This window comes from Dysgonomonas sp. UBA7710 (genome assembly GCF_002482385.1).
Classification (GTDB): domain Bacteria; phylum Bacteroidota; class Bacteroidia; order Bacteroidales; family Dysgonomonadaceae; genus Dysgonomonas.
Map to the genome: position 1 here is coordinate 23,426 of NZ_DLFW01000046.1, position 13,881 is coordinate 37,306.

Below are 13,881 nucleotides of genomic sequence, written 5' to 3' on the forward strand. Positions count from 1 at the left end.
ATATAAAACATTATGTTACACGAATTTACGCTTTCCAGAGGAAGAGCAATGATTAACTTTACGCTCAAATATTGCGATACAAAACAAAAACTGCTTAATAGCTACGGATTCAGACGTGTTGTCGAGTCTTTTATTAAACAGGTTTTGAAAAAAGATGAAGGGGTCATTTATGACTATTACATCACCCATTTCGGCAGTGAAGACGAAACGGTAGACTCCCTCATAGAAGTCTTTAAATTGCTGACAGTATTTGAAATAAACGAGGTAATTGCGGTTGATAATAAATATTCGAAATTCTTTGAAGATAAACACCTGTTTATAGAAGTTACCGAATTGCTTTTTGCTTACTGGAAACGGCTCGAACGCTATACTATCGTAAGAAACTCGCGGGTAGGAGAAGGCTTACAGAATGTACGCTTTATACAGGCTAATGATATGTTTAATGATCTTGTATTATCAACAGGCCGCAGGATACAGACAACAGTCAACGGGCACGAAACACGTGTTTATCGCCAGTCTGTAGCCGGAGCTAATGCCGGACTTACATTGAATGATGTCAGCTGGAATTGTCCTGTGGAATACAAGGGGTTGGCATCTATACCGTTTATCAGTACAGTCGTTTTTCAGCCGCCATACATTTCATACACAAAAAGGAATACGCGCGATGGAATATTCCAGGAGCACCAGCAAAATCCACTGGTAAACATTGTGCTTAATGAAGATGATTGGTTTGTGTTTCCGGCTAAGGTAGGTAATATGCTTACCTTTGTTTATTTTCATAAGGATTTTATGGTTCATGGCATTGGACTGGCAAATCTGTTTGAACTGGCGACAGAAACCGAATATATCGGTAAAAAACCGGACATGATATATGTATTCGGATATCCTGACGGATATGAAGAAAAACGTACATTCTATTATAAGGATAAAAAGAATGATATTCTTATCGGCTACGCTAATTATTGCGACGATATCGATTATTTCGGTTACATGAAGAAAATGCTCCTTACATTGCATAATGTAAAGCAGATAGACACAGGAAGTCTGCCTATACATGGAGCGATGGTAAACATTGTGCTTCGCAACGGTAAAGAATCCAACATTATCATTATGGGTGACAGCGGAGCCGGAAAATCGGAAAGTCTGGAGGCATTCCGTACCCTGAACGAAAATTACATTCGCCACATGCGTGTGATCTTCGATGATATGGGGTATCTGAAAAAAGAGAAAGACGGTACTATCAAAGCATATGGAACCGAAATCGGAGCATTTGTCCGTGTAGACGACCTTGATCCTGCTTATGCTTTCGAGCAATTGGATAAAGGGGTATATACCAATATGGACAAAATAAATGCCCGTGTTACAATTCCTATATCTACTTACGAGATTATATCCAAAGGCTATCCGATCGATTATTTCCTATATGCAAATAACTACAATGAGGCGGACAAGAAAATCCTCATTTATGAGAATCTGGATCATGCCATTCAGGTATTTGAAGATGGTGCCCGTAAAGCAAAAGGAACTACAACCGAAAAAGGATTGGTAAAATCATATTTTGCAAATCCGTTTGGCCCTGTTCAGGAACGCAAAGAAACAGAGGTCTTGGTGCGTGCTTACTTCAAAGACATGAAGGCTGCCGGAGTAAAGATAGGAGAGATGCATACATCGCTTGCTATAGACGGTAAGACAAAAGACGGTCCTCGTGAAGCTGCTGAAGAGTTGTTCACACTGATAAATGAATAATAGCTCTTATTATATAAAAAAGACTCCGGTAATATCCGGAGTCTTTTTTATTTGAGGGGGGCAGATTCAGTTTTTTGTTCAATATCTTCGTCACTGCTTTCTATTTTGAGCCATTTAATTAGTAATGGTAAGCCCATACCTTGTATAAGCAGCATCAATACAACAACTAATACAGTAAGAAATATAATACTGTTGCGCTGGTGGAAAATAGTTCCATCATCCAATGTAACAGGCAGAGCAATCGCCGTAGCTACAGATACAATGCCCCGCATGCCCGACCAGCCGATAAGCAATGCATCTTTCCACGTAAGAGCCTTCACATGTTTTATCCTTTCAGCGCGCCGGGAGGATATTTTAGTTCCATATCCGTCGCTATTTACGATGGAAACCAATTTGTCCAGCTTAAACTTATGCCTGAATACAACGATTATACGAATGAGCAAAGCTATTACAAAAATTGCAAAGGCACTAATTACGAGAGGAATGACTGATGATGAAGGTATCTCTCTAAGCACTTGGGGTAATTCCAGGCCGATAAGTATAAATACAAGTCCGCTTAGCAGATAAATGATTGTGTTCCATACAGAACGTGATTGTACGCGGGTGACATCCGACAATAGTTTGTTCTTATGTACATGTCCGGCAATAAGTACACCCATAAATACAACAGCAAGGACTCCCGAAACGTTCAGTTCTTCGGCAAACTGATAAGCTACAAATGGTAGCATCAGATTCAGGCTGACAATGGCTGTGCTTTCGAGTTTCACTTTCGATACAGTATATCCAAACAGAAAAGCCATGATAGCACCGATCAGACAGCCGCCCATTATAGTGACAACAAATTCAAGTCCGGCTTCCCATACCGAAAATATACCTCCTATAGCTACACCGAGGGCAATCCGGTAAGCTGTAAGAGCCGATGCATCGTTTATAAGGCTTTCGCCCTCAAGTATTGTATTCGTACGATGAGAAAGTTGCAAGCTCTTGGTTATCCCTGACGTTGCAATAGCATCCGGCGGAGATAGTATTGCTCCTATAACGAATGCTACCGGCCACGATATGCCGGGAATCAGGAAACGGGCTACTATGGCAATTGCAATCATAGAGATGAAAACCAAGGTGACAGCCATCATGGAAATAGTTCCAAAATTAGCCTTAAAATCCTTAAACGGCATATTTACGGCAGCATCGTAGAGCAGGGGCGGTAAAAATAGCAGGAATACCACATCGGGGTCGATAGGTACATAGTGAAAGCCGGGTATGAAACCGACGGCAATGCCCACAACCATCAACAGGACAGGATAGGGCACTTTTACTCTGGGGGCCAGAGCTGATATTGCTATTGCTATTGCCAGCAGGAAAAGTATAACATGATAATATTCCATATATAGATACTATGTATAATCCGGATTAAAGATAAACAAATTGTGGTTTGTATATCCATAAGTTTCTTCAACTTGCAGTAGAAACAATAGTAAGAGGGCTGTAGTTTTCAGAAGATAAAATTTAATAATAGCGATCATGTAATTAATAAAAGTGCAATTTAGATAAATAATTAATCAAATAAACTAAATATTATTTATGTATTATTTGATTTTATTAAAATAATATTTAGTTTTGTAAAAAAAATAATGATATTATGTTACCTTGTAATTGCCCGAGCTGCCAGGCTCAATTGAAAGTAAAAAGTTTGTTGTGCGAAAATTGTGGTACAGAAGTACACGGATTATACGCACTTCCGGTATTGGCGCGCTTGCCTATAGAAGAACAGGATTTTATCCTCAGGTTTGTAAAAAATAGCGGAAGTCTTAAAGATATGGCTAAAGATTTGGGTTTAAGCTATCCTACGGTAAGAAATTTATTGGATGATATAATAGAAAAGATAAAAAACTATGAAAAATAACAATTCGATTACAACATGGTTATTCGCCCCGTTCAGATTTATAGCAGGGGTAAAAGCTCTTATTATCGGTCTGGCTGTTATGTTTCTTTTATCCATATTGGGATATCTGAGTAATACACATTTCGATGGGGCATTGGATATTCATTATGGATGCCTTGCCGCTGATACTTTGTATTTAAACCATATTATATATCAATTGGCAGGGTGGGGATTACTTACGGTTGTGTTTTATCTGACTGCCCGTATTGTAACCAAATCATCTATACGGCTGATAGATATTGCCGGTACAATGGCATTATCACAAGCTCCGTTGATATTTGCAGCATTGTTGGGATTTATACCTTCTTTCCATATTTGTATAGGCGATATTAATACAACAAAAATAGGCGAAATGATGGCTATACTTAGAGAAAATGCAGTAATGATGACTATAGCCGGATTAACCACAATGTTATTTGCCATTTGGTCTGTTGTTCTCAAATACAACGCCTATACGGTATCGGCCAATATAAAGGGTGTAGTAGGTGGGATATCGTTTGCAATAGCATTGATTGTAGCGGAAATTCTCTCCAAAATAGCACTGTATATTATTCTGTAAATACCTTGATTATGAATAAAATATATATTTTAGCGCTGTTCTGCATATTATCACTTTCAATATCGGCACAACTACTGGTTACTGAAGAATCCGTAGTCTTAAAAACGGGTACAGGAGATATTTATGGAACATTAAAAGTCCCTGTGAACAATAAACCAATCCCGGTGGCCCTGATTATTGCCGGTTCCGGCCCGACAGACCGAAACGGAAATCAGCCTCAGATGAAGAATAATTCATTGAAAATGTTATCGGACGGATTATTTTACAATAAGATAGCAACGCTTTGTTTTGATAAACGGGGTATTGCAGAAAGTAAGGCTGCCGGAAAAAATGAAGCGGATCTGCGTTTCGATGATTATGTAAATGATGTACGCAGTTGGATTGATCTTCTGGCTAAGGATAAACGATTTTCGGAGATTGTCATAATCGGGCATAGTGAAGGCTCGCTGATAGGGATGATTGCTGCACAGGATAATAAGAAAGTCTCCAAATACATATCTGTAGCAGGAGTAGGGGAGCCGGCAGCAAATATACTGAAGGAGCAGTTGGGTAAACAAATGGCTGCGCAGCCGCAGGTAGCAAGGGATATGATATTTTCATATATAGACAAATTAGATAAAGGCGAAACCATCACAGATGTTCCCGCCTCGCTCAATATGTTGTTCCGTCCAAGCGTACAACCTTATATGATTTCCTGGTTTAAGTATAATCCGCAGGAAGAAATTTCTAAGTTGACGATTCCTGTTCTCTTATTGCAAGGTACAACAGATATTCAGGTAACAGTAAGGCAAGCCGGACTACTGGCCGGTGCAAACAAAAAAGCAAAAAAAATTATCATTGATAAGATGGACCATGTAATGAAAAACAGTGAAACGACAGATCAGCCAACACAGGTAAAAGATTCGTATACAAATGTGGATAAGCAGATTATGCCGGAAGTAATAACGGATATAACCGATTTTATTAAAGAATAGGAATCTCTCAATATTATGTTCATAATAAATTGTTTATTCTTCAATAATCTTATAATTTTGCTATCAGTTACAAGAAGAATCGAACAGACATGAACGAAAATTACAATAACTATAAGCAGCATACTAATGTAGGGTTCCGTATAATATCCATATTCACCATATTACTGAGCGGGTATATGATGTGTACATATTTTTACTCGTTTGGGAATGCCACTTTTTTCGAAACAGTATCAAAGCTTCCTACAGGAGATGTGCCGCTTGCGGAATCCTATTATATGGAAACAGTAAAATATCCGGTCAGGGATTTTATTTATGGCACTTTGTTCTTCGTCACTCTGATCTGGGCAATAGTGTCGGCAGCGAAAAGAAACGTCAGATCGCTGTCTAAATGCCTTGTTACAACGATAATGATGTGTGTCGGCGTATTCCTTATAAATGAAATATTGATTTATAGCTGAATCAGATAGATCTGGAGTATAGGTTTTCCTTCGTACCTGTCAGTTTGTCGAAAGACGCGGCTACATTGCGGACAAATGGAGCGGCATCGGGAACAATACTTATATAATCCTCATTATACTCTATAATCCCATCGGCAGCAAATGCCTGTAATGCCGTTTCGTTATAATTAACCGCAGATTTTATCTTCGCCACAGGAATATCCAATGTATTGGACAGTTCCGGCCAACTGACTGTATAATTACACATTAGTTGGGAAATAACCTCTCGGGTAATCTGTTCCTCCTCATTCAGTATATAGCCTTTTGCAATAGGGAAAATACCCTCGTTTATTTGTCTGATATATGTATTCAGGTCTTTTGTATTCTGGCTGTAGGCAGTCGCCAATTGGCTGATACCTGTTATGCCGAATGCGTAAACCTGTCCTGTAGTCCGGCGGGTACAATATCCCTGAAAATTACGGTGCAGTGTTTTCGATTGTTGAGCTGTGAATAATTCATCGTCGGGAAGTACGAAGTGGTCGAGTCCGATAGTCTTATATCCGGCATCGGTCAATAGTTTTTTCGCTGTTGAATATAGCTGGCTTTTTATTTCCACCGATGGTAAACCGACTTTTTCCAGATTCTTTTGCAATTCATTTACCCAAGGTACATGCGCATAGGAGAAAGTAACTATCCTGTCGGGGCGGAGTGCGATGGCTCTGTTTATGGTTTTTGCGAACGATTGGGGCGTTTGAAGCGGCAGCCCATAGATAAAGTCCATATTCAGCGACACATTCCTATTGCGGAGTATGCGGACTACATCTTCCATAGCCATTCTCGGCGCTTTACGGTTCGATGCTTTCAGCACCTCCTCATCAAAGTCCTGTATCCCGAGGCTGATACGGTTAAATCCGGCATTAACAAGCTCATTCCAATACACTTCATCGGCATAGCCGGGATGGCATTCAATGGCTATTTCGGGATTTTCTATACAATCGAATTCGGATAATATCAGTTCATTCAGTTCTTTAAGTACAGATACCGGTTGCGATGTCGGCGTACCTCCGCCGTAATGTATCTGCGATATTTTACGATTGTGGTCGAGTAGGGGGAGTACCATTTTAATCTCCTTCTTCAAAGCATTTATATACTTCAGTACGATCTCATTATCTCTTAGTAACTGTGAGTTACACCCGCAATAGAAGCACATATGATAACAAAACGGAATATGGATATACACAGAAATATGCCGTGGATTTTCCTTATTCGATTCTACAACAATCTGACGGAATTTTTCGGACGTAAACGATTCGTTGAAGAAGTTTGCAGGCGGATAGCTCGTATATCGCGGTACGGGTATGCTGTATTTATTCAGTAATTCTTGTTTCATCTTTTTCCTTCGGTGCTTTTAATTTGAATGCAAAGAGTATGAATGTAAGAGAAATGGCTGCAATACACATTTCTACTACAAACAAACCTTTATAAGTAATCATTGCGGCTATCTTCCCCGAACTGACACCCATAACGATGCCGCTAAGGTGTGTGATAACCGTTTGTATAGTAAAATCCGTGCCTTCATATCCCTTGCGTACACAGTCCATAGCAGTGGTATATACCACAATGACAGACAGGCCGTAGCTTCCCCATAACAAGGAGATCCCCAGATGTAGTGTCGCTATATTGACAGGCAGCACAGTTACCAGCAGACAGAAATATATAGTGGTAATCAACGTAAATACGGCAAATATAAGACGTGCGGCGTGTCTTCCTATCTTACGCACGATAAAACCGCCCCCGAACGACGCTAGGCATCCGATAGAAGTACCTACAATACCCGACATGACGCCGATTTCTTTCATATCATACCCATAGTCCACAAGCATGGGCTTCAACATGGCTAAAATACCTATCAGCCCGGCATAATAAAGGAACAGGAAAATGATTTGTTTCGATATCCCTTTCTGCTTGAAAAATCCCAGTATATCATTTGCCGTAGCTTTTTCGGCTTGTTTTTCTTTTATGATTTCATGTCCCCTGTTACCCTTGAAGAAAAAGAGGGGGATAAGTGCTATGATGACAAACAGGGCGAGAAAAGGTAGGAGGTTGCCCCATCCGAATTTGTGGTAAAGCAGCAGTAAAAATCCGCCGCCGACCATTGCCCCGGCAAAGCTACCCATCGACTGCATGCTGTTAGCCAAGCTCTTATCTTTTTTGCTGAATGATAGTACGGCCAATGAATCGGTTGCTATATCCTGTGTGGCGGATGCGACGAATGATAGTATAACAAGGCCTATTATCAGGTAAGGAGTAGTTTTGAAATCGAGGAACGAAACAGCAAGGATAATACTTGCATAGATAAGCTCGGACGAGAATATCCAGCGCTTAAAGTCGTTCAGCTTATAGGTTGAGCGGTCTACCATCGGCGACCACAGGAATTTGAGTATCCAGGGCAGTTTGAGCAACTGAAGCAGACCTATTGTCTCCAGGGAGAAATTCTGTTGCCGCATAATAACAGGAAGCACCGTAGAGAAAAAGCTCATCGGGATCGACTGTGCAATATACAGGCAAAAAAATGTAAATAAGTGTCCCCCTTTTTGATAGTTTAGCTTCATCCCGATAGTTTAAAATTTTAGGTTCATATTTACACCGCAGGTAAACGGCCTGCCTCTTTGCACATAATGTTGACTCGATGTGGAGAAGTAATAAGAATTATATTTTTCCCCTCCAATATTTTTCGACCACAAATCTATGGAAAAATCTTTCTTCACAAAAGAAACTTTGCCATTGAATATACCATAATAATCCTGTGATATATCATTCTTGTCGGTCCAGTATAATTTGCCTGCTCCTATATACTGAGCGTTCAATACGATATTATCCAGCCATTTCCGGTTTATGCCGAATGTATAGTTCGCAGATATGGAAACTGTATTCTGCGGTACCATCGGCAGGTAATTATCATCGTATGTAGTTGTTACCCCGGTAGCGGCATTATAGTCCTTATAGTCTTTATACTTTGCATTTGTATAACCATATCCCAGCTGGAAACTAAGATTTCTTACAGGGTTCACCTGTGCTGATAATTCAACTCCTTTGCTGGCCGATTTGCCTGCATTCTTGATTATAAAGCCTTTTCCACTGGTCTTTGTCTGTGATATCTGCTGGTTTTCCCAGTTGATATAGAACAAACTCAAGTCGAGGAATAAAAGATTATTGAAAAATCCGGAGCGTGAACCAATCTCGTAACTCCAGCTATATTCGGGGTTGAATATCAGGTCTTCTTCCTTTTCGGCTGTATTGTTAAAGCCACCTGTCTTATATCCTTTGGTTACTGAAAAGTAAGCCAATCCGTCTTGTTTGAAAGTATATTGGATAGCCGCTTTCGGAGTCAATTGCGAGAAAGAATTCTTGTCGGTAATGGATTCACCCGCCTTTGTCAACGGGGTACCTACCATAGTAGATTTAGTTTTCTCCCGGTCGTAACGAACGCCCAATACGAGGGATAAGCCGGGTGTTATAATATCGTTAATCGTAGACTGATGATAGGCTGCAAATCCATCGGTCGGATTTTTTGCACTTTGTATTGTATGTGCTCCTGTTAAAAGATTATTGACATCATTTGTCTGAAAATAACTCTGGTGAAAACCAAACAGGCCGAACTGCCATACATAGCGGCTGTCGTCTTTCAATGACCCGATATTAAATTCCTGTGAGTACATCTGTTGACGCTGATAGAAATCTACGTAATAGGAATCCTTCGGCGTAAAGTCCTGATCCAGTCCCTGCTTGCCGTCATAAAACTGAAAAGACGATTGAGAACTAAGTTTAAACTGGTCGGTTATATACTCTATATTCAATCCGTTTGTAGACATATTCCGGCGGTAATAGCTACGGGCATTGTAATTCACCTCGTCTATTTCGCCTGTGTCCTTGTGCAATACCCTGTAAGGATAGCCATCCTGGTCGGAATATTCATATGCCGTTACCAGATGCATCAGCAATTGGGGCTGCACACGCCAACTGATACGTGCACGGGTAGAGACCGCATCTATGGGGTCGGCTTTCTTACCGGTTGTCGTATTTTTGAAGTATCCTCCCGAATGGAGGTAGTTTCCCGATATGGCATAACCTACTTTGTTATCCACATTGCCGTAATGAGACAAGCCTGTTTGATAATTGTTATAATTTCCTGCTGTCAGATTCAGGTTTGTACCCTTGTATTTAAATGGCGATTTGGTGAAAACATTGATTATCCCTCCCATCGTATTACGGCCATAGATAGTACCTTGTGACCCCCGCAATACTTCAATGCGGTCGATGTCGTTGATATTAATATCAAATGTGGAACGGTCGAAATACGGTACGCCATCCACATAAAGCCCTACAGACGGTGCATTACGGTGTGAGCCTATTCCCCTGATGTAAGCCGGTGATGTCATTTTGGAACCATAGTCGGGAATAAACAGGTTTGGAACGATAGAAGTAATTTCCTTTATATTTATGATATTGAAATCCTTCACTTCCTTGCCTGTCAGCAATGAGGCGGATACAGGCTGCAAAAAGAGGTTGTTGTTCTGCTTGAATGATTCTATGACAACTTCTTTTGCTGTAAATTTCATCTTCACAGAATCGTTCTCGCCCTGTATGTCTTCTGCTTTTACATATGAGTAAGTGGCTGTAAATAAAAATATTAATAAGATAATATTTTTGATGTCCGGTCTCTTTTTCAAGGTGCTTTGGTTGTATTTTAGTTGATATGCAAATTTAAGTAAAAGCCTTAATAAAAGTCAATCACTAGATGTAGTGATATTTTTAATTAATTTATAGATTAAAGATAGTGGGAGAGAGTGTTTTTAAGTGTAATATTTATTACTATATGATAAGAAAGTAGAAAAAGTTTATCTATGTAATTGGAGCTGATAACCTTTAGCTGTTAGCTGATAGCTCTTTGAAAGATTGATTAGCATATTAGCAAATGTTTTAAACTAAAAGTGAAAAGTGAAAAATTAAAAGTGAAAGAAAATGAAAAACTAAAAATTAAGAGTGAAAAATATTTATCACTTATCACTTTTAGTTCCTCGTTTAAAAACATTCTTCACTTTTCATTCTTCGTTTTTCGTTTAAAAATATTTTTCGTTCTTCGTTTTTCATTTTTCGTTAAAAACATTGGCACATCGGCATATTGGCTAATTAGCACATTAGTTTTCTGTTACTTCTGTTACTTTTTAACTATATATTGCAAACTAATGTTAATTTAAAAAGAGGTTGGAAAGAATTACTGTCAACAGCTAACTGATGACTGTTAACTGATTATCTTTGTCATTTGTGTTAATATTAAAAGGAAATGTATGAGTGAAACAATGTATGACTGTATTGTGATAGGAGGGGGGATAAGTGGAATATCTTTTGCTCATTACATGCATATGGCAGGCAAAAAGGTATTGATTATAGAAAAAGATGATAATACGGGAGGGCAGGTGCAAAGTCTGTTTTCGGAAAAATACCCTGATTATTGGAGAGAGTTTGGAGCGCATACATGTTACAATTCTTATACCCGTTTATTATCGATTGTAAAAGATATCGAATCTACGGATTTAATCAGGCCGTTGGGTAAAGCGAGTTATGTGACATATGCCCGGGGGCAGATAAAAAAAATGTTTGCGGAAATGTCTCTCCCGTCTCTTATCCTGAATGGGCCGAAAATGTTCTTTATATCGAAGAAGGATAAAACCGTGAAAGAGTATTTTAGTAAGATTGTAGGCTTGTCTAACTATAATAGATTGTTCTCAAGACTTTTCAGAGCCGTCATTTCACAAAGTGCGGATGATTATCCCACCGAATTGTTTCTGAAGCGCAGGAAAGACAGATATAAAGAATTTCCACGGAAATATACTTTTAATAAAGGCTTATCGTCATTCCTGCATTCCATAATAGAAAAAGATAACCTGCAAATTGAAAAATCATGCGAGGTATTGGATATTCAGCGTAATAGTGACGGATATAGGATAATCACTTTGGAAGGTAAAACATTTAATACCTCTCACATAGCAATAGCCACAGATCCCCAGACTGCATCACGGCTGATTAAGGATATAGAGGCGCCCTTATCGGTATTACTGGCATCGATACCTTTATTTCAGACCGAATCATTGAATGTCATAGTGCCGAAGGATAAGCCGGGAATACAGGATGTGGCAGGAATAATACCTGTTTCGGATGACTTTCATTCTGCGGTATCCCGCGATCTGGTCGAAGATGAAAAGTTAAGGAGTTTTACATTCCACTTCGAAAAGGGAGAGAAAGATGAAGATGAAAAGTTTGATATAATATGCAGAGTGCTGAATATTTCGCGCGAAGATATACTGGAATGGAAAATAATAAGACATATACTGCCTTCATTACGCATGCCGCATCTGAATATGGCGGAACAAGTAGCTAAAGCGAAGCTATCAGATACAATTTATCTGCTTGGTAACTATTTTTACGGACTCTCTTTAGAAGACTGTGTTCATCGCTCGTTCGACGAGTCCGGAAGATATTGTGCAATTCATTGATTAGCATATTATTAAGTTATAAAGATCACGGAATAAAAAAAGACCGTCTGAATATTTCAAACGGTCTTTTTTGAGCCTCTTGTTGGATTCGAACCAACGACCCCGAGATTACAAATCACGTGCTCTGGCCAACTGAGCTAAAGAGGCAAGTGGGTAAGCTGACTATATCGCGTCGCTACAACCGACGGCCCTTGCTGCGATCAAACCCTGGGGGATTAATCGGGAGCTGACCGTATAGGACTTACCCGCGACAAAAGTAGATAAATTTTTCATATTCACAAAATGTGAATTCGATTTTTTCCTTTGATTTCCTTTTACTACATTTGTATTGGAAGTCTTTTCCAGAAAAAGAAGTTAGATATCAGTGACTTATAAATTGACATTTTATACGAAAAAATATTAAGAAAAAAACAAAATAACATGACAGTAACAGATCGTTTCATCAAATACGCAAAATTTGATACAGAATCGGATACAGAAACAGGTATAACCCCAAGTACTCCGGGGCAAATGGTTTTGGCACGGGAGATAGAAAAAGAACTCCGCGAAATGGGTTTGGAAGATATTACACTGGACGATAATGCCTATCTGATGGCTACTCTTCCGGCTAATACGGATAAGAAGATTCCTGCTATCGGCTTTATAGCCCATCTGGATACCAGCCCTGATCTGACAGGAAAGGATGTTAATCCCCGCATTGTAAAAAACTATGATGGAAATGATATAGTACTGAATAAGGATACTAATGTAGTGCTTTCCCCTGCCGATTTTCCTGAAATGCTCGATTATAAAGGGCAGGATTTGATAGTGACAGATGGCAATACATTGCTGGGTGCAGATGATAAAGCGGGTATAGCTGAAATTATTACTGCAATCAAATATCTTCAGGATCATCCTGAAATAAAGCATGGAAAAATCCGTATCGGATTCAATCCTGATGAAGAGATCGGACTGGGAGCGCATAAGTTTGATGTGGAAAAATTCGGTTGCGAATGGGCTTATACAATGGATGGCGGCCCGATTGGAGAACTGGAGTATGAAAACTTCAACGCTGCCGGTGTAAAAATTAATATCCAGGGTAGGAGTGTGCATCCCGGATATGCAAAGGATAAGATGACAAATGCTCTTGTGGTTGCCAATAAACTGATATCCTTACTTCCTGCCGGCGAAAGGCCGGAGCATACTACCAAGTATGAAGGGTTCTTCCACCTTACCAATGTCTCGGGGACAGTAGATTCGGCTACAGTGGGCTATATTATACGCGACCATGACCGGGATTTGTTTGAAGGGCGCAAACGGTTAATGCTCGAAACAGTGGACTTCATCAATAAACTGTATCCTAAGAGTACTACAGTTGAAATAAAAGACCAGTATTATAATATGCGCGAGAAGGTAGAGCCTGTAAAACATATTGTAGATATGGCTTTTGAAGCTATGGAGGCGGTAGGAGTGACTCCGGTTGTGAAACCTATACGCGGAGGTACAGACGGCGCACAGTTATCATTTAAAGGATTACCTTGTCCGAATATTTTTGCCGGAGGGCATAATTTCCATGGACGCTACGAATTCGTTCCTGTGCAATCGATGGAAAAAGCCGTAGAGGTAATCGTAAAATTAGCAGAGATAGTCGCAAGTAAATAGAATAATGTTAATACTTAAAATATATAAG

General features: G+C 39.6%; 11 protein-coding genes and 1 tRNA gene. 7 read left to right on the top strand and 5 right to left on the bottom strand.

Annotated elements, in window-relative coordinates; all coding sequences use genetic code 11:
* The first annotated feature begins 12 nt into the window (after positions 1–12).
* On the top strand, positions 13–1,746 hold the full coding sequence (locus tag B3317_RS15485; protein ID WP_291113239.1) for a phosphoenolpyruvate carboxykinase: 1,734 nt from the start codon (positions 13–15) through the stop codon (positions 1,744–1,746).
* A gap of 47 nt (positions 1,747–1,793) precedes the next feature.
* Here the strand turns inward: B3317_RS15485 and B3317_RS15490 are convergent, their stop codons facing one another.
* Entirely contained in the window at positions 1,794–3,131 is a 1,338-nt protein-coding gene (locus B3317_RS15490; RefSeq protein WP_291113241.1) for a Na+/H+ antiporter, read from the bottom strand.
* A gap of 254 nt (positions 3,132–3,385) precedes the next feature.
* Here B3317_RS15490 and B3317_RS15495 point away from each other — a divergent pair, with 254 nt between their 5' ends.
* The 4 genes from B3317_RS15495 to B3317_RS15510 all read left to right on the top strand — a co-directional run bounded on the left by B3317_RS15495 (position 3,386) and on the right by B3317_RS15510 (position 5,679).
* On the top strand, positions 3,386–3,649 hold the full coding sequence (locus tag B3317_RS15495; RefSeq protein ID WP_291113243.1) for a DUF2089 family protein: 264 nt from the start codon (positions 3,386–3,388) through the stop codon (positions 3,647–3,649).
* Positions 3,639–4,247 carry a hypothetical protein gene (locus B3317_RS15500; protein ID WP_291113245.1) on the top strand — a complete coding sequence of 203 codons (609 nt, stop codon included), beginning with the start codon at positions 3,639–3,641 and terminating at the stop codon, positions 4,245–4,247. Before B3317_RS15495 ends, B3317_RS15500 begins: the two co-directional genes overlap by 11 nt.
* An 11-nt stretch (positions 4,248–4,258) precedes the next feature.
* Complete coding sequence (locus B3317_RS15505) at positions 4,259–5,221, top strand: alpha/beta hydrolase family protein (RefSeq protein ID WP_291113247.1); 963 nt, start codon at positions 4,259–4,261, stop codon at positions 5,219–5,221.
* Between the two features lie 89 nt (positions 5,222–5,310).
* On the top strand, positions 5,311–5,679 hold the full coding sequence (locus B3317_RS15510) for a hypothetical protein (RefSeq protein WP_291113249.1): 369 nt from the start codon (positions 5,311–5,313) through the stop codon (positions 5,677–5,679).
* A 1-nt stretch (position 5,680) separates the two neighbouring features.
* On the opposite strand, the gene hemN is transcribed toward B3317_RS15510, so the two are convergent.
* Genes hemN through B3317_RS15525 form a run of 3 tightly spaced genes read right to left on the bottom strand, consistent with a single transcriptional unit; the run spans position 5,681 to position 10,388 of the window.
* Positions 5,681–7,048 carry an oxygen-independent coproporphyrinogen III oxidase gene (hemN, locus tag B3317_RS15515; protein WP_291113251.1) on the bottom strand — a complete coding sequence of 456 codons (1,368 nt, stop codon included), beginning with the start codon at positions 7,046–7,048 and terminating at the stop codon, positions 5,681–5,683.
* The gene (locus tag B3317_RS15520; protein ID WP_291113252.1) at positions 7,026–8,270 is read right to left on the bottom strand and encodes an MFS transporter; all 1,245 of its coding nucleotides are present in this window, start codon (positions 8,268–8,270) and stop codon (positions 7,026–7,028) included. The genes hemN and B3317_RS15520 overlap by 23 nt, the downstream gene beginning before the upstream one ends.
* A 9-nt stretch (positions 8,271–8,279) precedes the next feature.
* Positions 8,280–10,388 (bottom strand): TonB-dependent receptor, encoded by a 2,109-nt coding sequence (locus B3317_RS15525; RefSeq protein WP_291113253.1) that lies wholly within the window; start codon positions 10,386–10,388, stop codon positions 8,280–8,282.
* Positions 10,389–11,006: 618 nt separating this feature from the next.
* On the opposite strand from B3317_RS15525, the gene B3317_RS15530 reads away from it, so the two are divergent.
* Positions 11,007–12,212, top strand: coding sequence for an FAD-dependent oxidoreductase (locus tag B3317_RS15530; RefSeq protein WP_291113254.1), 1,206 nt, complete (start codon positions 11,007–11,009; stop codon positions 12,210–12,212).
* Between the two features lie 73 nt (positions 12,213–12,285).
* Here B3317_RS15530 and B3317_RS15535 read toward each other — a convergent pair.
* A tRNA-Thr gene (locus B3317_RS15535) sits at positions 12,286–12,359 on the bottom strand.
* A 273-nt stretch (positions 12,360–12,632) separates the two neighbouring features.
* Here B3317_RS15535 and pepT point away from each other — a divergent pair.
* A complete protein-coding gene (gene pepT, locus B3317_RS15540; RefSeq protein ID WP_291113255.1) occupies positions 12,633–13,853 on the top strand; it encodes a peptidase T in 1,221 nt (406 codons plus the stop codon).
* Positions 13,854–13,881 lie beyond the last annotated feature (28 nt).

What these genes read in the sequence shown, in the direction of transcription:
- B3317_RS15485 (WP_291113239.1), top strand. Translation starts at nt 13, where the DNA reads ATGTTACACGAATTTACGCTTTCCAGAGGAAGAGCAATGATTAACTTT.
- B3317_RS15490 (WP_291113241.1), bottom strand. Translation starts at nt 3,131, where the DNA reads ATGGAATATTATCATGTTATACTTTTCCTGCTGGCAATAGCAATAGCA.
- B3317_RS15495 (WP_291113243.1), top strand. Translation starts at nt 3,386, where the DNA reads ATGTTACCTTGTAATTGCCCGAGCTGCCAGGCTCAATTGAAAGTAAAA.
- B3317_RS15500 (WP_291113245.1), top strand. Translation starts at nt 3,639, where the DNA reads ATGAAAAATAACAATTCGATTACAACATGGTTATTCGCCCCGTTCAGA.
- B3317_RS15505 (WP_291113247.1), top strand. Translation starts at nt 4,259, where the DNA reads ATGAATAAAATATATATTTTAGCGCTGTTCTGCATATTATCACTTTCA.
- B3317_RS15510 (WP_291113249.1), top strand. Translation starts at nt 5,311, where the DNA reads ATGAACGAAAATTACAATAACTATAAGCAGCATACTAATGTAGGGTTC.
- hemN (WP_291113251.1), bottom strand. Translation starts at nt 7,048, where the DNA reads ATGAAACAAGAATTACTGAATAAATACAGCATACCCGTACCGCGATAT.
- B3317_RS15520 (WP_291113252.1), bottom strand. Translation starts at nt 8,270, where the DNA reads ATGAAGCTAAACTATCAAAAAGGGGGACACTTATTTACATTTTTTTGC.
- B3317_RS15530 (WP_291113254.1), top strand. Translation starts at nt 11,007, where the DNA reads ATGAGTGAAACAATGTATGACTGTATTGTGATAGGAGGGGGGATAAGT.
- pepT (WP_291113255.1), top strand. Translation starts at nt 12,633, where the DNA reads ATGACAGTAACAGATCGTTTCATCAAATACGCAAAATTTGATACAGAA.